Origin of the sequence: Segatella copri, assembly GCF_051861805.1 — a bacterium.
Lineage (GTDB): Bacteria > Bacteroidota > Bacteroidia > Bacteroidales > Bacteroidaceae > Prevotella > Prevotella copri_M.
The window spans coordinates 137,476-158,157 of the sequence record NZ_CP146520.1 but is presented as its reverse complement, the minus strand read 5'-3'; the positions used below and the strand labels follow the sequence as shown (position 1 = coordinate 158,157).

General features: G+C 48.0%; 12 protein-coding genes, 3 tRNA genes and 3 rRNA genes. 12 read left to right on the top strand and 6 right to left on the bottom strand.

Translation table 11 applies throughout. The features are described 5' to 3' along the window. Positions 1-55: 55 nt before the first annotated feature. Positions 56-289 carry a helix-turn-helix domain-containing protein gene (locus V8Z93_RS00675; protein WP_203041811.1) on the bottom strand — a complete coding sequence of 78 codons (234 nt, stop codon included), beginning with the start codon at positions 287-289 and terminating at the stop codon, positions 56-58. 253 nt (positions 290-542) lie between these two features. Here V8Z93_RS00675 and V8Z93_RS00670 point away from each other — a divergent pair, with 253 nt between their 5' ends. From V8Z93_RS00670 to V8Z93_RS00630, 9 genes are all read left to right on the top strand, one after another. Then, complete coding sequence (locus V8Z93_RS00670; protein ID WP_439432068.1) at positions 543-1,238, top strand: response regulator transcription factor; 696 nt, start codon at positions 543-545, stop codon at positions 1,236-1,238. 5 nt (positions 1,239-1,243) lie between these two features. Then, on the top strand, positions 1,244-2,704 hold the full coding sequence (locus V8Z93_RS00665) for a sensor histidine kinase (protein ID WP_439432067.1): 1,461 nt from the start codon (positions 1,244-1,246) through the stop codon (positions 2,702-2,704). An 863-nt stretch (positions 2,705-3,567) separates the two neighbouring features. Further along, positions 3,568-5,099 (top strand): 16S ribosomal RNA (locus V8Z93_RS00660). Positions 5,100-5,273: 174 nt separating this feature from the next. Next, a tRNA-Ile gene (locus tag V8Z93_RS00655) sits at positions 5,274-5,347 on the top strand. Positions 5,348-5,372: 25 nt separating this feature from the next. Beyond that, positions 5,373-5,446: transfer RNA gene (locus V8Z93_RS00650), tRNA-Ala, on the top strand. Positions 5,447-5,627: 181 nt separating this feature from the next. Further along, positions 5,628-8,524, top strand: a 23S ribosomal RNA gene (locus tag V8Z93_RS00645). 77 nt (positions 8,525-8,601) lie between these two features. After that, positions 8,602-8,714, top strand: a 5S ribosomal RNA gene (rrf, locus tag V8Z93_RS00640). Together the 16S, 23S and 5S rRNA genes with 2 tRNA genes alongside form the textbook arrangement of a ribosomal RNA operon. Positions 8,715-8,804: 90 nt before the next feature. Beyond that, positions 8,805-10,937: a Tex family protein gene (locus tag V8Z93_RS00635; RefSeq protein WP_439432066.1), complete on the top strand. Its 2,133-nt coding sequence runs from the start codon at positions 8,805-8,807 to the stop codon at positions 10,935-10,937. 33 nt (positions 10,938-10,970) lie between these two features. After that, on the top strand, positions 10,971-11,228 hold the full coding sequence (locus V8Z93_RS00630; protein WP_439432065.1) for a hypothetical protein: 258 nt from the start codon (positions 10,971-10,973) through the stop codon (positions 11,226-11,228). Positions 11,229-11,520: 292 nt separating this feature from the next. On the opposite strand, the gene V8Z93_RS00625 is transcribed toward V8Z93_RS00630, so the two are convergent. The 4 genes from V8Z93_RS00625 to V8Z93_RS00610 all read right to left on the bottom strand — a co-directional run bounded on the left by V8Z93_RS00625 (position 11,521) and on the right by V8Z93_RS00610 (position 13,941). Further along, positions 11,521-11,670: a hypothetical protein gene (locus V8Z93_RS00625; RefSeq protein ID WP_439432064.1), complete on the bottom strand. Its 150-nt coding sequence runs from the start codon at positions 11,668-11,670 to the stop codon at positions 11,521-11,523. Further along, on the bottom strand, positions 11,664-11,993 hold the full coding sequence (locus V8Z93_RS00620; protein ID WP_439432063.1) for a hypothetical protein: 330 nt from the start codon (positions 11,991-11,993) through the stop codon (positions 11,664-11,666). Before V8Z93_RS00620 ends, V8Z93_RS00625 begins: the two co-directional genes overlap by 7 nt. Before the next feature lie 403 nt (positions 11,994-12,396). After that, positions 12,397-12,930, bottom strand: a complete 534-nt coding sequence (locus V8Z93_RS00615; RefSeq protein WP_439432062.1) for an outer membrane beta-barrel protein — start codon at positions 12,928-12,930, stop codon at positions 12,397-12,399. Between the two features lie 929 nt (positions 12,931-13,859). Beyond that, positions 13,860-13,941 (bottom strand) — tRNA-Leu (locus V8Z93_RS00610). A gap of 183 nt (positions 13,942-14,124) precedes the next feature. Between V8Z93_RS00610 and V8Z93_RS00605 the strand changes: the two genes are divergently transcribed. After that, the gene (locus V8Z93_RS00605; RefSeq protein ID WP_439432061.1) at positions 14,125-15,411 is read left to right on the top strand and encodes a histidine-type phosphatase; all 1,287 of its coding nucleotides are present in this window, start codon (positions 14,125-14,127) and stop codon (positions 15,409-15,411) included. A 65-nt stretch (positions 15,412-15,476) separates the two neighbouring features. On the opposite strand, the gene V8Z93_RS00600 is transcribed toward V8Z93_RS00605, so the two are convergent. After that, positions 15,477-18,296, bottom strand: a complete 2,820-nt coding sequence (locus V8Z93_RS00600) for a DNA gyrase/topoisomerase IV subunit A (protein WP_439432060.1) — start codon at positions 18,294-18,296, stop codon at positions 15,477-15,479. 105 nt (positions 18,297-18,401) lie between these two features. Here V8Z93_RS00600 and V8Z93_RS00595 point away from each other — a divergent pair, with 105 nt between their 5' ends. Beyond that, complete coding sequence (locus tag V8Z93_RS00595) at positions 18,402-19,964, top strand: glycine--tRNA ligase (protein ID WP_089544934.1); 1,563 nt, start codon at positions 18,402-18,404, stop codon at positions 19,962-19,964. Next, on the top strand, positions 19,945-20,586 hold the full coding sequence (locus V8Z93_RS00590) for an FKBP-type peptidyl-prolyl cis-trans isomerase (protein ID WP_254880647.1): 642 nt from the start codon (positions 19,945-19,947) through the stop codon (positions 20,584-20,586). Before V8Z93_RS00595 ends, V8Z93_RS00590 begins: the two co-directional genes overlap by 20 nt. The last annotated feature ends 96 nt before the right edge of the window (positions 20,587-20,682 follow it).

The window sequence follows — 20,682 nt, the reverse complement described above, 5'->3', positions numbered from 1 at the left end:
GAAACTGCTGGCAAGGCTTTCTTTTTTGTTTGTATCGACTTTATTATATGGATTCTTATAGTTTCTTCTTCAAGGCATCAGAATAAAGTTTGAAGAAATCAACCTTGAGCAGTTGGCAGATGTGGAAAAGCATGCCAGAGTCAATGGTGGATCTATCATAAATCTTATATACGTTGGTGCGATGGCAACCTAATTCTCCGGCAAGCCATACGGATGTCTTGCCTTGCTTCTTGAGTTCTCGCTTGATGAGCTCACCTATAACAATGGATGTCTTTGATTTATCTTTCATAACAACACAGATATTTAATCCTAAACTTTTTACCTTATCGGGTGCAAAAGTAGTATTAAAGTTTTTAACTAGCAAACAAACTTGTAGCCAATTAGGTGACACCTAGTTAAAAAGTGTAATGATTTTATTCTCTTTATCATTTTTTAGCAAAAAAATAATCGCTGTCACATAATTGTAACCCTATGTAATGCTTATTACAAGATAAAATTCGTATTTTTGCAGCAAAATTAAGAATTTAATCAGTTTAGATAAGATGGAAGAGAAGAATAAACGAATTTTGGTCGTTGACGATGAGCAAGACCTGTGTGAAATATTGAGTTTCAATCTTGAGACGGAAGGATATCATGTAGATACCGCCAACTCTGCCGAGGAGGCGCTGGAGATGGATGTGCCTTCCTATCATCTGCTGTTGCTCGATGTGATGATGGGGGGAATGAGCGGTTTCCAGATGGCGAAGAAGTTGAAGGAAAATCCCGTTACGGCAAATATCCCTATCATCTTCCTCACGGCTCGTGATACGGAGAATGATACGGTGACGGGATTCAACCTGGGGGCTGATGACTATATCTCAAAACCGTTCTCTATCCGTGAGGTGATGGTGCGTATCCGTGCCGTGCTGCGCAGAACTGCCGAGCAGAATGGCACTGCCGAGGAGCCTACCATGATTGGCTATCAGGGATTGCTGCTCAATCTCGATAAGAAGACGGTGAGCATCGACGGGGAGAATGTGCCGTTCACCAAGACTGAGTTCGAGTTGCTACGCCTCCTGCTGGAGGAGAAGGGTAGGGTGTTCTCACGCCAGGAACTCATCGACAGAGTATGGCCTAAGGATGTGATGGTACTCGACCGAACGGTGGATGTCAACATCACCCGAATGCGTAAGAAGGTGGGCAGATTTGCCAAGTGTATCGTCACCCGCCTGGGTTTTGGTTATTATTTTGATGCGTAATGGTTATGTTTAAGATAAGTAATGTAGGTAGAAAGTTGTATTTCAGTGTGCTGACGGTGTTTCTCGTGTTCGCCGTCAGTTTTATCGTATTTCAGCAGAACAGGGAGAAACAGTTTAAAATCAATACTTTGACGCTGAAGCTTGCCAACTACAACGAACTGCTGATGGAAGACCTTCTGCTATCCAACTCGCAGGGCATTCTGATGTCGGATAGCATTGATATGGTGGATAGCGTGCGGGTGGCTGAGGCTAAGCTGCAGGAATTCGTGCGTGCGCACGAGAGTAAAGACCTGCGTGTAACCCTGGTCAAGCCCGATGGCAAGGTGGTGTATGACAACATGAGCAAGGACTATCGCCATTTTTCCAATCATGCCAAGCGGGAAGAAATAGCAGAGGCATTGAAGGTGGGACAGGGTACTAGCGTGGAGCGGCAGTCGAAAACCTTGAAGCAGGATTATTTCTATGTGGCTTCTTATTTTCCAAAATCGCATCTCATTGTGCGTACGGCACTGCCTTATAATAATGATCTGGCAAAATCGCTTCAGGCAGACCAGCACTACATCTGGTTTGCCATCATTGCCATCATCCTTCTTACCATCGTGCTCTATCGCTTTACCTACCGATTGGGCAAGAACGTCTCCAAACTTACTATTTTCGCCTATAAGGCAGATCACAACGAGAGTCTGGAGGTGGAAGATTTGGCAAAATTCCCGAATGATGAGCTGGGCGAGATTGCCGAGCGCATTATAAAAATGTATAAGCGTGTGCAGACTACCCGAAAGGAACAGGATGTGCTGAAGCGCCAGCTTACACAGAATATTGCGCATGAATTGAAGACTCCAGTGGCAAGTATTCAGGGATATCTGGAGACGATTTTGGATAATCCTCATATCAACGAGCAAACTAAGGAACAGTTCCTGCAGCGTTGTTATGCGCAGAGCGAGCGACTTACTTCCTTGCTCCATGATATCTCAACGCTCAACCGTCTGGACGATGGATCGGATATGATTGATTTTGAGGCGGTGGATATTACGCAGATGGTGAATGACATCACGAGAGAAACGGCATTGGTACGCCAGGAGCGCAAGATGGCCTTTGATAATCAGTTGCCTGAGCGCATCGTGGTGAAGGGAAACCGCAGTTTGCTCTATAGCGTATTCCGCAATCTTACTGATAATGCCATAGCCTACGCCGGTGAGGGACGTACGATAACTTTGGAGGCAAAGGAGCAGGGGAACAAGTGGCATTTCATCTTCCGGGATAATGGTCAGGGTGTACCGCCGGAGCATTTGGCTCGACTCTTCGAACGATTCTATCGGGTTGATAAGGGACGCAGCCGCAAGATGGGAGGCACAGGTCTGGGACTGGCCATCGTCAAGAATGCCGTATTGCTGCATGGGGGTACCATCAGGGTAAGCAATTTGCCAGAAGGTGGCTTGAAGTTTGAGTTTACTATCAAGAAATAGGCGGATATTCATTACGCATAGAAAAAGTTTTTTTTCGAAATATCTATCACATCCCTCACGATTTCGGATTTCGAAATGCTAAATCGCTGAAAGAGAGGATGTTGTGATTCGGTGTAAGCGTGATGGATGACGGATTTGTTTACAATATCCATCACTCATCCCTCACTTATCCCTCACGCATCCAAGATGCATCTTTTATGCGAAAAAGGAAATCTTGCGTGCCAGATAGCATTTTGTTTCCCTTAATGGAACATGGAGTTTCCCTTAAGGGAACAAAAGTTTTCCCTTAAGGAGATATTTTGTTCCAACGTTTGAGACAGTTGGAACAGTAATTATATGGTTTGGGATGCAATTATATGGCTTGGGATGCAAAACGATTATTATAGAATTGCGTGGGCGCAGGTATACGGATGCATGTATGCCTGCGCCCATGCGTTTGCGTGCCTGTGCGCCTGCACACACGCCCGATGTGCGTATGTATATAATAATGAGCTGATTAGCGAAAAGCGACTTAAAATGTTTCTGAATGTTAAAATTTGGAGAAAAATGAAAGTTTTTGCTTGAAATGTTTGGTAGTTTCAGAAATAGTTAGTACTTTTGCACTCGCTTTTGAGAAATCAAGCATTACTCAAAGCAACAGAAGAAAGAGTTCTTTGAAAGATTTTACATAAACAGACAAGTAGTACAAGAAGCGGTTAACTTCTTAGAAATAAGAAAGTTGACTGGGTAAAAGAAACGAACCGTCAAGTAATTGACAAGTCAGGTTTACTAAGCTTCAATAAACGAAAAGGATATTCGTCCTAAGTACAGACAACAAACACTTCGCTATACTTTCGGGTTTAGCAAAGTAAAAATGATATTTTACAATGGAGAGTTTGATCCTGGCTCAGGATGAACGCTAGCTACAGGCTTAACACATGCAAGTCGAGGGGAAACGATAGAGAAAGCTTGCTTTTTCTAGGCGTCGACCGGCGCACGGGTGAGTAACGCGTATCCAACCTGCCCATCACTTGGGGATAACCTTGCGAAAGTAAGACTAATACCCAATGATATCTCTAGAAGACATCTGAAAGGGATTAAAGATTTATCGGTGATGGATGGGGATGCGTCTGATTAGCTTGTTGGCGGGGTAACGGCCCACCAAGGCGACGATCAGTAGGGGTTCTGAGAGGAAGGTCCCCCACATTGGAACTGAGACACGGTCCAAACTCCTACGGGAGGCAGCAGTGAGGAATATTGGTCAATGGACGAGAGTCTGAACCAGCCAAGTAGCGTGCAGGATGACGGCCCTATGGGTTGTAAACTGCTTTTATAAGGGAATAAAGTGAGTCTCGTGAGACTTTTTGCATGTACCTTATGAATAAGGACCGGCTAATTCCGTGCCAGCAGCCGCGGTAATACGGAAGGTCCGGGCGTTATCCGGATTTATTGGGTTTAAAGGGAGCGTAGGCCGGAGATTAAGCGTGTTGTGAAATGTAGACGCTCAACGTCTGCACTGCAGCGCGAACTGGTTTCCTTGAGTACGCACAAAGTGGGCGGAATTCGTGGTGTAGCGGTGAAATGCTTAGATATCACGAAGAACTCCGATTGCGAAGGCAGCTCACTGGAGCGCAACTGACGCTGAAGCTCGAAAGTGCGGGTATCGAACAGGATTAGATACCCTGGTAGTCCGCACGGTAAACGATGGATGCCCGCTGTTGGTCTGAATAGGTCAGCGGCCAAGCGAAAGCATTAAGCATCCCACCTGGGGAGTACGCCGGCAACGGTGAAACTCAAAGGAATTGACGGGGGCCCGCACAAGCGGAGGAACATGTGGTTTAATTCGATGATACGCGAGGAACCTTACCCGGGCTTGAATTGCAGAGGAAGGATTTGGAGACAATGACGCCCTTCGGGGTCTCTGTGAAGGTGCTGCATGGTTGTCGTCAGCTCGTGCCGTGAGGTGTCGGCTTAAGTGCCATAACGAGCGCAACCCCTCTCCTTAGTTGCCATCAGGTTAAGCTGGGCACTCTGGGGACACTGCCACCGTAAGGTGTGAGGAAGGTGGGGATGACGTCAAATCAGCACGGCCCTTACGTCCGGGGCTACACACGTGTTACAATGGCAGGTACAGAGAGATGGTGTTCTGCAAAGCGCATCTAATCCTTAAAGCCTGTCTCAGTTCGGACTGGGGTCTGCAACCCGACCCCACGAAGCTGGATTCGCTAGTAATCGCGCATCAGCCATGGCGCGGTGAATACGTTCCCGGGCCTTGTACACACCGCCCGTCAAGCCATGAAAGCCGGGGGCGCCTAAAGTCCGTGACCGTAAGGAGCGGCCTAGGGCGAAACTGGTAATTGGGGCTAAGTCGTAACAAGGTAGCCGTACCGGAAGGTGCGGCTGGAACACCTCCTTTCTGGAGAGACGAATATATTTAGTGATTAGTGATTAATTATTATTGATTATCTCTTCACTTATATTTATTGAGATAGTGACTGATTAAAGTTCGCTTCTCTTCTTGTACGCACCATCTGTTTAATTAAATAAGAGATAGAGAATGTTCGGCAGAGATGCTACTCTTTACCAACACAGTCCTATAGCTCAGTTGGTTAGAGCGCCACACTGATAATGTGGAGGTCGGCAGTTCAAATCTGCCTGGGACTACATTCTTATTATAATATCTCAAACTGGGGGATTAGCTCAGTTGGCTAGAGCACCTGCTTTGCAAGCAGGGGGTCAACGGTTCGAATCCGTTATTCTCCACTATGCCTTTTAAGGCAAGAAGATCTTTGACATATTGACACAAGCAAAACTGTAAGTAATGAACTTTAGTTCAGACTAAAGTGAATCAAATCGCAAGATGAGATTTCACAAGTTAGAATACAGCTGAAAGTATGAGCTACTTATTCGTTATTCGGAAACGAGTAACAAGAATACAGTCGTAAAGAAAGTAAGAAAGGGCGTATGGCGGATGCCTAGGCTCACGGAGGCGATGAAGGACGTGATAAGCTGCGATAAGCTTCGGGTAGGTGCAAATAACCTTTGATCCGGAGATTTCCGAATGGGACAACCTAGCCGTCTGAAGGACGGTTACTCAATCTTCAAGATTGAGAGCTAACGCAGGGAACTGAAACATCTTAGTACCTGCAGGAAGAGAAAATAAATAATGATTCCCCTAGTAGTGGCGAGCGAACGGGGAACAGCCCAAACCAGTGGCGTCGCAAGGCGTGGCTGGGGTTGTAGGACCGCGACATTGTATTGAAATGGTGAGTGGAAGTATCTGGAAAGTTACATCACAGAAGGTGATAATCCTGTACACGAAGCCAAATCAAGCATAGCGGTATCCTGAGTAACGCGGGACACGAGGAATCCTGCGCGAATCTGCCGGGACCATCCGGTAAGGCTAAATACTCCCGTGAGACCGATAGCGAACGAGTACTGTGAAGGAAAGGTGAAAAGAACCCCGAGCAGGGGAGTGAAATAGTTCCTGAAACCATGCGCCTACAAGCGGTCGGAGCACAGCAATGTGTGACGGCGTGCCTTTTGCATAATGATCCTACGAGTTACCGTCACTGGCGAGGTTGAGTGTCACGAGACACGTAGCCGCAGTGAAAGCGAGCCTGAATAGGGCGCACAGTCAGTGGGGGTAGACGCGAAACCAAGTGATCTACACTTGGCCAGGATGAAGTCCCGGTAACACGGGATGGAGGTCCGCACCAATAAGCGTTGAAAAGCTTCTGGATGAGCCGAGTGTAGGAGTGAAAGGCCAATCAAACTTGGAGATAGCTCGTACTCCCCGAAAGGCATTTAGGTGCCGCGTCGGATGGTCACCGTGAGAGGTAGAGCGACCGATAGGACAAGAGGGCTTCACCGCCTATCGAGTCCTGACGAACTCCGAATGCTCACGGTCTGCAGTCCGGCAGTAAGGGGGCGGGTGCTAAGGTCCGTCCCCGAGAGGAGAAGAATCCAGACCGCCGTCTAAGGTCCCGGAGTTCTGCCTGAGTTAGTCTAACGAAGTCTGGTCCCTATGACAGCTAGGATGTTGGCTTGGAAGCAGCCATTCATTCAAAGAGTGCGTAACAGCTCACTAGTCGAGGGTCCGGGCATGGATAATAATCGGGTATAAGGCAGACACCGAAGGCGCGGGATAGCAATTGTAAAAGTATCGGTAGGGGAGCATACTCACAGCGTCGAATGGTGTACGTAAGTTATCCTGGAGCGGTGAGTAAAGCAAATGTAGGAATAAGTAACGATAAGGAGGGTTAGATTCCCTCCCGCTGTAAGACCAAGGTTTCCCGGGCAATGCCAATCAGCCCGGGGTCAGTCGGGTCCTAAGTCTAAGCCGAACGGCGATGGCGATGGCAGAGACGGTTAATATTCCGTCACTGCCGCATGGGGCGACGTGGAGACGGAGCAGTGAAACCACCGCGGGGCGACGGAAGTCCCCGTTGAAGAGTGTAGGTGTTGAGGATGGCAGGCAAATCCACCATCCGAGCTGAACTTGATAGTACGGAGTCCTCCTCGGAGGAATCTGATAGTGTGGGTAATCATACTCCCGAGAAAATCCGCTAAGCTTAACCCATGCGGCACCCGTACCGCAAACGGACACACGTGGTCGGGTAGAACATACTAAGGCGTTGAGAGATTCATGGTTAAGGAACTAGGCAAATTGACCCTGTAACTTCGGGATAAAGGGTCCTCGTGATGAGCGAGGCGCAGAGAATAGGTCCAGGCAACTGTTTAACAAAAACACAGGGCTGTGCAAACTCGAAAGATGACGTATACAGCCTGACACCTGCCCGGTGCCGGAAGGTTAAGAGGAGATGTCACTAGCAATAGGAAGCATTGAATTGAAGCCCCGGTAAACGGCGGCCGTAACTATAACGGTCCTAAGGTAGCGAAATTCCTTGTCGGGTAAGTTCCGACCTGCACGAATGGTGTAATGATCCGGACGCTGTCTCAACCATGAGCTCAGTGAAATTGTAGTATCGGTGAAGATGCCGATTACCCGCGATGGGACGAAAAGACCCCGTGAACCTTTACTACAGCTTAGCATTGACCTTGGTCATCCGATGTGTAGGATAGGCCGGAGGCTTCGAAGCGGGAGCGCCAGCTTTCGTGGAGCCATCCTTGAAATACGGCCCTTTGGCTGTCTGAGGTCTAACGCGCGCTGCGCGGACACTGCTTGGTGGGTAGTTTGACTGGGGTGGTCGCCTCCAAAAGCGTAACGGAGGCTTCCAAAGGTGCCCTCGGGTCGATTGGTAACCGACCTCAAAGAGTGCAATGGCATAAGGGCGCTTGACTGGGAGGCAGACATGCCGAGCAGGCAGGAAACTGGGGCATAGTGATCCGGCGGATGTGTATGGAAACTCCGTCGCTCAAAGGATAAAAGGTACTCCGGGGATAACAGGCTGATCCCCCCCAAGAGCTCATATCGACGGGGTGGTTTGGCACCTCGATGTCGGCTCGTCACATCCTGGGGCTGGAGAAGGTCCCAAGGGTTGGGCTGTTCGCCCATTAAAGTGGCACGCGAGCTGGGTTCAGAACGTCGTGAGACAGTTCGGTCTCTATCTATCGTGGGCGTGGGAGTTTTGAGTGGTGCCGTCACTAGTACGAGAGGACCGTGATGGACAGACCTCCGGTTTACCAGTTGTGCCGCCAGGCGCACCGCTGGGTATCTGAGTCTGGATTGGATAAGCGCTGAAAGCATCTAAGTGCGAAGCCAGCCGCAAGATGAGAACTCCATTGAGGGTCGTCAAAGACGATGACGTTGATAGGATGCAGGTGTAAAGACAGCGATGTCAAAGCCGAGCATTACTAATTGCCCGAACACTTTCTTTAATATAGTTCATAGTTTCAACTGTATTTTCAGTTCATTATCTTGTTTTGCTTGTGTGCAAATACGTCATAACCCATTATCAGGTGGTTATTGCGGTGAGGTCCCACCTCTTCCCATTCCGAACAGAGAAGTTAAGCTCACTTGCGCCGATGGTACTGCAATGCAATGCGGGAGAGTAGGTAGCCGCCTTCTTTTATCAAGAGCCTCAGATTTCGAAAGATTTCTGAGGCTTTTTTCGTTTTTTTTTGTATCTTTGCATTCGCAAAAATAGGAAACAATATTATGAATCAATTTACAAAGATTATTGCAGCCCAGCTCAAATTGCGTGAGCAGGCTGTTGAGAATACATTGGAGCTTCTCGAAGAGGGATGCACCATTCCTTTCATCTCTCGTTACCGTAAGGAGAAAACGGGAAATATGGATGAGGTGAACATCGAGGCCATCGCTCAGGCCAACGAGAAACTCAAGGAGATGGCGAAACGTAAGGAAACCATCCTCAAAACCATCGAGGAACAGGGAAAACTGACGGATGCCCTCAAGGAGCGTATCGAAAACTGTTGGGATGCTACCGAACTGGAGGATATCTATCTTCCTTTCAAACCTAAGCGCAGAACCCGTGCACAGATTGCTCGTGAGGCTGGATTGGAACCGCTGGCTCAGGTGCTCCTCTTCCAGCGTGAACGTAACCCGCTGCAGGCTGCCAAGAAGTTTGTGGGCGACAAGGTGAAGGATGCCGATGCTGCCCTGCAGGGTGCTAAGGATATCATTGCCGAAATGGTGAGCGAGAGCGAGGAAAGCAGAAACCAGATTCGTGGCGAATTCCGTCGTGAAGCTATCATCACCTCTAAGGTGGTGGCTAAGAAGAAAGATGAGGAGGAAGCTCAGCGTTTCTCTGATTACTTCGATTTCTCTGAGCCTTTGAAGAAATGTTCTTCCCATCGCCTGTTGGCTATGCGCCGTGGTGAGGCTGCCGGATTCCTTCGTATCAGTATCTCTGCCGATGATGAGCAGTGCCAGGATAAGTTGAAGCGCCACTATGTGCATGGGTATGGCGAATGCCAGACGCTGGTGGGCGAGGCTGTGGATGATGCCTTTAAGCGTCTTTTGAAACCTAGTATTGAGACTGAGTTTGCGGCTCTCAGTAAGCAGAAGGCGGATGAAGAGGCTATCATCGTGTTTGCAGATAACCTGCGCCAGCTCTTGCTCGCCGCTCCTTTGGGTCAGAAGCGGGTGATGGCGGTGGATCCGGGTTTTGCCAATGGCTGCAAGACCTGTTGTCTTGATGCCCAAGGCAATCTGATTCATCACGAAATCGTATTCCCTCATCCTCCACGTAATAAGAAGAGCGAGGCTACTGCTGCCATCCAGCGCATGGTGAAGATGTATCAGGTGGAGGCAATGGCTGTGGGTAATGGTACGGCAAGCCGTGAAACCAGCGACTGGTTGCACGAAATAAGTTATCCACACCCTGTGGATATCTATGTGGTCAGCGAAGATGGTGCCTCTATTTACTCGGCTTCGAAGATAGCAAGAGATGAATTCCCTGATGAGGATGTCACCGTACGTGGTGCCGTAAGTATCGGCAGACGACTGATGGACCCGCTGGCTGAGTTGGTGAAGATTGATCCTAAGAGCATCGGTGTGGGACAGTATCAGCATGATGTGGATCAGACTCAGCTCAAGAAGAGTCTGGATGGTGTGGTGATGAGTTGTGTAAACTCGGTGGGTGTCAACCTGAATACCGCATCGCAGCATCTTCTTACCTACGTGAGTGGTCTCGGTCCTACCCTTGCCAAGAACATTGTGGAATACCGCAGGGAGAATGGAGCCTTTGCTTCGCGTGCCCAGTTGAAGAAGGTGCCACGTCTGGGCCCATCGGCTTTCGAGCAGTGTGCCGGTTTCCTCCGCATTCCTGGTGCCAAGAATCCTTTGGACAACAGTGCCGTGCATCCTGAGCGTTATGCCCTGGTAGAGCAGATGGCGAAGGATCAGGGTGTCACCGTGAAGCAACTGGTAGAGGATAAGGCTCTGCAGAAGAAGATTGACATTAAGAAATATGTAACTGCCGAGGTGGGTATGCCTACCTTGACGGATATCATGGCAGAGCTTGATAAGCCAGGTTTGGACCCTCGTGGTGAGGTAGAGAAGTTTGAGTTTGATGCGAGCATCAAGACCATCGACGATTTGCAGGTGGGCATGGTGGTGCCAGGCATCGTTACCAACATTACCAAGTTTGGTGCTTTTGTTGATATAGGCGTTCACAACGATGGTTTGGTTCATGTTTCTCAGATGTCCAACCGATACATCAAGGATCCGAGCGAAGTGGTAAAGCTCCATGAGCATGTGATGGTTCGTGTGGCAGAGGTGGATTTGAAGCGCAAGCGCATCGCCCTGTCGATGAAAGGTGTGAAGTGATAGGAAGAATGACAGGAAGTAACAGGAAGGAATATGGATAATCATCAGATTACTGCCGATTGCATCGAGTCGGCCTATTGCTTCATCCACCAGAAACTTCGGGTGTTTGAATATTCTACCAATCCTACGCAGCGGGATGACATCGAGTATGCCATCTCGCAATATGTAGAGGGGATGAATCCCCAGCTCTATCAGCTTCTTTCGCAAGGCAGGAAGGAATTTCTTCTCGACCATGTGAATTTCGAAAGAGATATGCGGGAGGCGCAGGAGAAGCTGGAGGGGATGATGTAATGCAGGGGTATAATTTATAGTTTATAGATTTATCCTATAAGAAAATAAAAAAGAGGCACGCTTCAAAAAAACGAAGCGTGCCTCTTTGCATTTTATCTTATTTCTACGATGTAGTTTTCATCGTTTTTTTTATAAGAGATTATCTGATAATCTTTTTTCCCTTTTTCTTCGAGATGTAGATGCCCGGTTTGGAAGGCGTCTCTACCCGTTGTCCTGAGAGATTATAGTACTTGTCATCCCTCGATTCATTCGACAGAGTCGTGTTGTAGATGGCTGTATCCTCACCATTAGTTCAAGCAAAGCGGATGGCTCTTCCTTCTGCCAAGATATGCTGTGTTTTATCGTTCACCATCGTATTAGGCAGCCATGCCCGATAGGCGGCAAGGGTGGAACCTGTGTACTTATAGAAGCCGATACCCCAACTGCTTTTGTAAGCTAGCACATAGCAGTTGTTGTTGTCGGAAGAAATGGCTTCCTTGGTAGGGTTGCCTTTGAGGATGGTTGGCTCACCAGATAGTCGTATGCCTTCTTCTCTCTTCCGTAGGTGGTTCTGAGTGCATACCAATGAGCCTCTGGATGCTTGTTTTCCGGTTTTCGATTAGTTTCCGAAAGGGTATAATGGGTGGACACCCCTACTTGCTGATTCTCCTCTTTCTGAGGAGTCTCTGTTTCGGGGGTGGCACTGGAGGTAAGTCCAGCGCTGGGAGATTTTTTCTGATCTCCTGAAGAATGTGCATCATAAGATGTACATATTTCTACTTTCATATTCTATTTTAACTTATTCTAGTCAGAACCCAGTTAATTGAATTTGATTCTGCTCTTTTCTTTTCTACTTTCAGTAGACTGCAGAAATCATGCTGCAAAGATAGTGTTTTTTAGCTTAACTACTTTCTGTTTTTCTGAAATAATTTCAAAGAAAAGATATTTTAACTATTTTGTTATTTTATAGTTTTGCATACGGAAGTCTGAAATATGCGTTTGGCGTTTGTTTGCTGAGTTTTATGTTTGTTTCTTGTGTTCTTCCGGTTGGCATTAAATGATTGTTGGTTTCATGGAAATTTCTATCCGCCATTGGCGGATGCATGTACGGCAGTGTCGGATGCTTGTACGGCAATGCCGGATGCCCATTCGCCAACGGCGGATAGACATCCGGCATAGATAATAGATATTAGAACTTATAGATAGCTCCGAAAGAAATGTTGCTAGCATCTACGTCAACTCCGAATGTTGAAGAGTTATCTCCGTGCTCAGGAGAATAGCCTCTGTATCCGAGGAAGCCAATCTTAGAGATGAAGTCAACATGCTTTGAAAGCTTAACTGCCAAACCTGGCTTGATGCCTATCTCGTAGGAGTCGCCACCGCCCTTGCTTACGCTACTATAACCGATAGTACCCTCGAAGAAGAGATCTACTACCTTGCTCTCTACTGCTGTATAGCGTACGTAAGGAGCAATAGTGAAGGTTGTAGCTTCGCCAACAGGAGAAATCTTGCAAACTTCGCCCTTCTGGATACCTACCTCGATACCGGCATCCCACTTGTTGTTGAACTGGTAACCAATCTCTGGGATGAGCTTGTAAGCAGTCTTGCTGTCACCATCACCGATTTTATTGCTAGAGATACCAGCAGTACCACCGATGTAAACCTGTGCGCTAGCGCAAACAGAAACGAGAGCCATAGCGAGGCTCAACATAATTTTCTTCATAATCAATCTTTTTTCTTAAAAATTATACGTTGTTTTCTATCTTCTTTTATTAGAATCCGTCTTCTTTATGCTTGGAATTCGGTGGCAAAGGTATAGGAAATATGCGAATACAGGAAATTTTTTCTTTGTTTTATTGTTAATAGTGTTGGATTGTTGACTTAAATCAAGATAATGGCAGGTGTCTGCGATTTCAGTTTTATCAGATAGGCAGGTGTCTACTATTTCAGTTTTATGAAATTGATAGTGTCTACCTTTTCTAGTTGATAAAGTAAAAAAGTGTCAACTGAAATCAGGAAAAGTCATGTTGGTATCGTTAGAAGTTACTGCTGATATCTCTTGGAAATCAGCCCATTAGTTGGTCTGTCGATGCCCATTTGGTGGGCACTCAGAGCCCACGTGATGGGCATCGATAGCCCATGTGTTGGGCATCTGTTGCCCGTAACTGCGGGCATTGAGTGCCCAAAGTTCGGGACGGTTTCTGGGCAATATCGTGAAATATCGTGAGTAAGCTGTTTTTATGATACTTCATGCTGCTTTTATGATACTTCATGCTGCTTTTATGATACTTCATGTTGCTTTTATGATACTTCAATGATACTTCTTGTAAAAGAAAGAGAAAAGTGTCATTTTTGTAATGCGTTGAGTATTAGCTTTATAACCTATTATTGTAAGTCAGAAATGAGACTTTGATACTTTTTTCGCAAAAAATATCTTTCGTGTGTAAGCTTCTTCCAATCTACGAACCATTTGTCAGCGTCCTAGCCAGCAAGTCTTCCGCCAGGCGTCTTGTGTAATCGCAAGAAATAGTATGAAAGTATGTAAAATGAAGCCTTGCTTTTGCCAACCGATTCAATTTAGTTTGGAATTATGTTGGCAAAGATAGAAAAAATCCTAACCGCTTATTATCAAGCAGTTAGGATTTTCTTGGGTGCGCCTGATAGGACTCGAACCTACACGGCCTGAACCACTAGATCCTAAGTCTAGCGCGTCTACCAATTTCGCCACAAGCGCATTTGCGAGTGCAAAGATACAATATTTTTCTGAATAAAAAGAAGAAATATGCAAAAAAAAAGCGGAATTGCTTGTTTTTTACGAGAAATAATGCTACTTTTGCAGGCAAGCTATGGCAAGCTATAATATGCAGGCAAGCTATGGCAAGCTGTAATATGCAGATAAACTTTAGATAACATAATAATGAACACAAGACATCTATTATTGTGGGCATCTCTTGCTTTGACGATGCCCCTTGCCGCGCAGACTCCTCAGGAGGATTTCAAGCGCGACATTACCCTTTCGGGTAGCAACTATGTGGCTTATCGTGGTCCTCAGAAGCAGTTGACTCCTGCTCCTAAGGGGTATAAGCCTTTTTATCTGAGTCACTATGGCCGTCATGGCTCCCGCTTCATGATAGGCAAGAAGGCGTATGATGTGCCTTATTTCTCTCTGCTCAAGGCAAAGCAGGAGGGCAAACTGACTGCCAAGGGCGAGGAGACGTTGGCTAAGGTGAAGATGATTCGCGAGGAGGCGAGGGGACGTGATGGCGAACTGACTCCGCTCGGTGCCCTGCAGCATCAGGGCATTACCAAACGAATGATGGAGAGATTTCCTGAGATCTTTGCCGGTAATACGAATATCGAGGCTCGAAGCACTTTGGTTATCCGATGCATCCTCTCTATGGAGAACGGTTTGCAGCAGATGCTCCGCATGAATCCTAAGCTTCATATCTTCCATGATGCCAGCGAGCATGATATGTATTATATGAACCAGGGCGACAGATACCTGGATAGCTTGAAGAATAGCGTGGGCATCAGGGTAGCGCAGCAGGAGTTTGCCCAGAAGCACGTTAACTGCAGTCGCCTGATGAAGGAGCTTTTCAACGACCCTGCCTGGGTGAAGCAGAACATCAACCAGAGCGACTTGAACAGAAAGCTTTATGAGATGGCGAGCTCTATCCAGGGCACGGAATTGAGGGGCAAGGTTTCGCTCTACGATCTCTTTACCGAGGAAGAACTGTATCAGAACTGGCTGAATGCCAACATCTGGTGGCAGATGGCTTATGGTAATTCGCCTTTTACGGGCAATGTGCAGCCGTTCTCGCAGCGCAATCTGCTGAGGGATATTATTCAGAAGGCGGATAGCTGCATTGCTTTGCCGCATCCGGGTGCTACCCTGAGATATGGCCATGATACGATGGTTACTCCGCTCACCTGTCTGCTGGATTTGAACGGGTATGGCGAGGAGATTAAGGACCCGGAGAAGATTGCTTCTCAATGGTGGGATTACAAGATTACGCCGATGGCTACGAATCTGCAGTTTGTTTTTTATAGAAACAAGGCGAATGATGTGCTGGTGAAGGTGCTGCTCTGCGAGGATGAGGCAACGCTTCCTATCAAGAGCGACATGGCGCCTTATTACCACTGGAAGGACTTCAGGGAGTATTGCTTGAAGAAGCTGGATGAAGCAAAAAAGGTAAAAAAGTAAAAAGATAAAAAGAAGCCTTTAAATAAAAAAGGGGCTAAAGCAGCGATGCTTTAGCTCCTTTTTTATTATTGCTTCGAAAGCCATTCTCTATCCTTGTCGTCTTCTGTGAAATCCTTGTCGGAGAAGAGGTTGGTTTGGCCGGTTAGCTCGTCGATGACTTGCTGCTCGCTCTTTCCGGCATCGGGATCCAGGTTTTCTCTTGGCTCCTCGGCACCTTCCTGCTCATCTGAGGCATCATCATCGGATGGCTCTTCTGGGTCAGGGAATCTTGTCGGTTCCAGTTCCTCGATGCTTTCTATCTTCCAGGTGGTGAGGCGCTTGCCTTTTGCCTTGAAGCTCTTCTGCGCAATAAACTGCTCGGCATCGATTTCCTCGGCAGGACGCATGGCATCCGCTCCGCCATAGGTCACCTTGAGACGAGGGAATGGCGTGTCGGTGAGCAGGATGAGCTGACTGTTAGGGTTCTCGCCCAGGCAGTTCTGATGACGCTTGGTGGCATCCATCGTAAATCGCTTGATGTATGGATAACCCTCGTTGTCGGCATCATAGAGAATCGCCGTCCATACCTTGTGCTCGTCCCATTTTTCCAACTTCAGGATGTTGTCCTCGTAGTGGTTGTTCACATCAAAGTTGGTGATGTAGAACTCTCCGTTGTCCAATACCACCAGGATGGCATCATCGTCGTTGAATTCACCCAGGAATCTTCCGTTCTCATCGTAGTTGATGCGGTTTACATCCGGGTCGAACCAAACCTTCCTTCCGCCCAGGGTACTGTGGCCGTGGCTCTTCAAGCCGATGCGGCGGATGGTGCGCTTGGTAAGCAGATTGCCCTTGGCAGCTCTGCCCTTGATGAGGATATCCGAGAAATCCTTTTCCAGGAAAATGCTCTGGCGTTTGCGGCTCAGGTCTGGTTCCAGCGTCACCTTGATGATTTCCGCCTCGCCGTTAGGGTTGGCAGTGAAATAGATGATGCGGCTTCCGGCTGTGCCCTGGGTGATGTCGTAGAGCTTGTCGCGCGTCATGGCGGTTACGTTGAATCGCTTGATGAAGTAGTCGCCCTGCTTGCCGTCGCGATATACGCAGTTGTAGATGGTTCGCTTGTCGTTCTTCTTGAACACCTGCACGTGGAGGATGTTCTTGCCCACGAATATCTTGTCGGCCACCTTGGTAACCTTGAATTTTCCGTCCTTGTAGAAGATGATGATGTCGTCGAGGTCGGAGCAGTTGCATACGAACTCGTCTTTCTTCAATCCCATTCCCACGAAACCTTCCTGTCGGTTGATGTAGAGTTTCTGGTTAGCCTCCACCACCTTGGTTACCTCGATGGTATCGAAGTTGCGGATTTCCGTCTTTCTAGGATGCTGCTTGCCGTATTTTCCCTTCAGATATTCAAACCAGTTGATGGTGACATCGGTCATGTGAGCCAGGTCGTTCTCAATTTCGGCAAGTTCTGCCTTGATTTTCATCAGCAGTTCGTCTGCCTTATCCTTATTATATTTAAGGATTCGCTGCATCTTGATTTCCAACAGCTTGAGAATGTCATCCCTGGTTATCTCGCGATGGAAGGCATATTCCACCATGCCCTTGCCATCTACTTCGGCGGTGAAGAGCTTGTCCTTGAACGGCTCCAGCTTGGAATCGATGAATGCCACTACCTCGTCCTGACTCTTGCTCTGCTCGAACTTGCGCTCCTTGTAGATGCGCTCTTCGATGAAGATGCGTTCCAAGGATGAGAAGAAGAGCTGCTCTTCCAGTTCGCCCTTGCGAATCATCAGTTCGCGGCGCAGCAATCCCATGGTGCGATCTACGCTGTGGCGAAGAACATCGCTGATGGTGAGGAACTTCGGCTTGTTGTCCTCGATGACGCAGCAGTTGGGCGAGATGTTGATTTCGCAATCGCTGAAGGCATAGAGAGCATCCATGGTCTTATCGGAAGATGTGCCTGGAGCCAGATGCACGAGAATCTCTACGTTGGCAGAGGTGACGTCTTCTATCTTTCTTGCCTTGATTTTTCCCTTTTCCACCGCCTTGGTGATGCTTTCGATGAGGCTCACCGTGGTTTTGCTATATGGAATCTCGGTGATGACGAGGGTCTTGCTGTCGAGCTTATCTATCTTGGCTCTCACCTTCAAGGCTCCGCCACGCTGACCGTCGTTGTATTTGCTCACGTCGATGGCTCCACCTGTTGGGAAATCAGGGTAGATGGCAAAGTCCTCTCCCCTGAGGTAGTGGATGGCAGCATCGCAGAGGTCGTTGAAGTTATGTGGCAATACTTTGCTGCTCAATCCCACGGCGATACCCTCGGCACCCTGTGCCAGGAGCAGCGGGAATTTAGCCGGCAGGGTGATAGGCTCCTTGTTACGGCCGTCATAAGAGAGTTGCCAGTCGGTGGTTTTCGGGTTGAACACCACGTCGAGTGCAAACTTCGAGAGTCTTGCCTCGATATAACGAGGAGCTGCCGCACGGTCGCCCGTGAGGATATTTCCCCAGTTTCCCTGCGTGTCGATGAGCAGGTCTTTCTGTCCCATCTGCACCAAGGCGTCGCCGATGGAAGCGTCTCCATGAGGGTGGAACTGCATCGTGTGTCCCACGATGTTGGCCACCTTGTTGTATCTTCCGTCATCCATGCGCTTCATGGAGTGGAGGATGCGTCGCTGTACGGGTTTCAATCCGTCTTCGATATGCGGCACTGCTCGCTCCAGAATTACATACGACGCATAGTCGAGGAACCAGTTCTGGTACATGCCGCTGAGGTGGTGTACGGCGGATGCATCGAATCGGTTCACCGGCTTATAGTCGGAATGTTGTTCCTGAGCATCAGAATTCCCCAAATCATCAGGATTTTGGCCTTCCAGCTCGTTTTTATCTTTAATTTCGTCGCTCATATATCGCTTTTAATACTTATTTTATTAATTTATGGCAAAAATACAACATTTTTTCGAGAAAAAGGCTTATCTTTGCAGAAAATTTAAGAAAAATAAGATTTAATCATGGCACAAGAAGATGTTTTTAAGAAAATTGTAAGCCATTGCAAGGAATATGGCTTCGTGTTCCCAAGTAGTGAAATTTATGATGGCTTGGCTGCCGTTTACGACTATGGTCAGAACGGTGTTGAGCTCAAGAACAATATCAAGCAGTACTGGTGGCAGAGCATGGTATTGTTGCACGAGAACATTGTAGGTCTCGATGCAGCTATCTTCATGCACCCTACTGTATGGAAGGCTTCCGGTCACGTTGATGCCTTCAACGACCCATTGATTGATAACCGCGACTCCAAGAAGCGTTATCGTGCCGATGTGCTCATCGAGGATCACATGGCTAAGTATGAGGAGAAGATTGCCAAGGAGATTGCCAAGGCTCAGAAGCGCTTCGGCGATAGCTTCGATGAGGCTCAGTTCCGTGCTACCAACCCTCGTGTTCTGGAGAACCAGAAGAAGTTTGATGACCTCCATGCCCGCTACACAGAGGCTATGCAGGGTCCTAACCTCGAGATGCTGAAGCAGATTATCGAGGACGAGGGTATCGTTTGCCCTATCAGCGGTACCAAGAACTGGACAGACGTTCGCCAGTTCAACCTGATGTTCTCTACCCAGATGGGTGCGGCAAGCGATGCTACAAGCAAGGTATATCTGCGTCCTGAGACAGCTCAGGGTATCTTCGTAGATTATCTGAGCGTTCAGAAGACCGGCCGTATGAAGTTGCCATTCGGTATCTGCCAGATTGGTAAGGCATTCCGCAACGAGGTGGTTGCCCGCCAGTTCGTATTCCGTATGCGTGAGTTCGAGCAGATGGAGATGCAGTTCTTCTGCCAGCCTGGCACCGAAATGAAGTGGTTTGAGTATTGGAAGAAGGTTCGCTTGGCATGGCACGAGGCACTGGGCATGGGCAACGAGAACTACCGTTACCACGACCACGAGAAGTTGGCTCACTATGCTAATGCTGCTACTGATATCGAGTTCAAGATGCCATTCGGCTTCAAGGAGGTGGAGGGTATCCACAGCCGTACCAACTTCGACCTTTCTCAGCACGAGAAGTACAGCGGTCGTTCTATCAAGTACTTCGATCCAGAGAAGAACGAGAGCTATGTACCTTACGATGTGGAGACCTCTATCGGTGTAGACCGTATGTTCCTCAGCGTGATGTGCCACTCTTACTGCGAGGAGAAGTTGGAGAATGGTGAGACACGTGTAGTATTGCGCCTGCCAGAGGCATTGGCACCAGTGAAGTGTGCCGTGTTCCCATTGGATAAGAAGGATGGCCTGCCAGAGTTGGCTCACGAGATTGTGGATGAGTTGAAGTTCCACTTCAATACCCACTATGGCGATCCTAAGGATTCCATCGGTAAGCGTTACCGCCGCCAGGATGCCATCGGTACTCCATTCTGTATCACCGTTGACCACGAGACACCTAAGGATCACAAGGTAACTTTGCGTTATCGTGATACCATGGAGCAGGAGCGCGTAGCTATCTCTGACCTTCGTGGCATCATCGAGGATCGCGTAAGTATCACCAGCGTATTAAAGAAACTTGGTAATGAAATTAAGAATTTCTAAATATCTCTTCTTGCTCGTGATGGCAGTGTTCGCCCTGTCATCATGCAGCGAGAACGATGACTCCTATGATGCGTATGCCAACTGGCAGGAGCGCAACGAGCAGGCTTTTGCCGATACGCTGGATTACGCAAAGAAGATGGGAGAGAGCCAGGGATGGTATGTGTACCGCAACTGGAGCCTGGAGAACCAGACACCAAACAAGGATGTCAACGGCGTGAATGTGCCGCTGACCTACAAGGATTGCGATAACATCATCGTTCATGTGCTCGAAAAGGGCGAGGGCACCACAAGCCCGATGTACACCGACTCCGTGAGGGTGAGCTATCGTGGCAGCCTGATTCAGACTACTGATAAGGATGGCAGCGTGAATGCGGGATACGTGTTTGATAAGACCTTCGAGGGTACTTACAACAAGCAGACCGCCATGCTTTCTACCTTTGCCGTCAGCAATGTGGTGGATGGCTTTGCCACAGCCTTGATGCGCATGCATCCGGGCGACCACTGGATGGTTTATATCCCATACCAGTTGGGGTATGGTTCGAGCACCAGCAGCAGTTCTACGATTCCTGCCTATTCGATGCTTCGCTTCGAGATAGTGCTGGATAGCTACTTCTCCAAGTGATATTCAGTGTGATTACACCTTATTATATATAGGGGAGGTGTTCACCTTATTATATATAGGAGATTTTCCACCTTATTATATATATAAGGAGATATA

Bases quoted from the DNA above. Each gene is read 5' to 3' on its own strand.
- V8Z93_RS00600 (WP_439432060.1), bottom strand. From the start codon at position 18,296: ATGAGCGACGAAATTAAAGATAAAAACGAGCTGGAAGGCCAAAATCCT.
- V8Z93_RS00630 (WP_439432065.1), top strand. From the start codon at position 10,971: ATGGATAATCATCAGATTACTGCCGATTGCATCGAGTCGGCCTATTGC.
- V8Z93_RS00620 (WP_439432063.1), bottom strand. From the start codon at position 11,993: ATGAAAGTAGAAATATGTACATCTTATGATGCACATTCTTCAGGAGAT.
- V8Z93_RS00595 (WP_089544934.1), top strand. From the start codon at position 18,402: ATGGCACAAGAAGATGTTTTTAAGAAAATTGTAAGCCATTGCAAGGAA.
- V8Z93_RS00675 (WP_203041811.1), bottom strand. From the start codon at position 289: ATGAAAGATAAATCAAAGACATCCATTGTTATAGGTGAGCTCATCAAG.
- V8Z93_RS00635 (WP_439432066.1), top strand. From the start codon at position 8,805: ATGAATCAATTTACAAAGATTATTGCAGCCCAGCTCAAATTGCGTGAG.
- V8Z93_RS00665 (WP_439432067.1), top strand. From the start codon at position 1,244: ATGTTTAAGATAAGTAATGTAGGTAGAAAGTTGTATTTCAGTGTGCTG.
- V8Z93_RS00615 (WP_439432062.1), bottom strand. From the start codon at position 12,930: ATGAAGAAAATTATGTTGAGCCTCGCTATGGCTCTCGTTTCTGTTTGC.
- V8Z93_RS00605 (WP_439432061.1), top strand. From the start codon at position 14,125: ATGAACACAAGACATCTATTATTGTGGGCATCTCTTGCTTTGACGATG.
- V8Z93_RS00670 (WP_439432068.1), top strand. From the start codon at position 543: ATGGAAGAGAAGAATAAACGAATTTTGGTCGTTGACGATGAGCAAGAC.
- V8Z93_RS00590 (WP_254880647.1), top strand. From the start codon at position 19,945: ATGAAATTAAGAATTTCTAAATATCTCTTCTTGCTCGTGATGGCAGTG.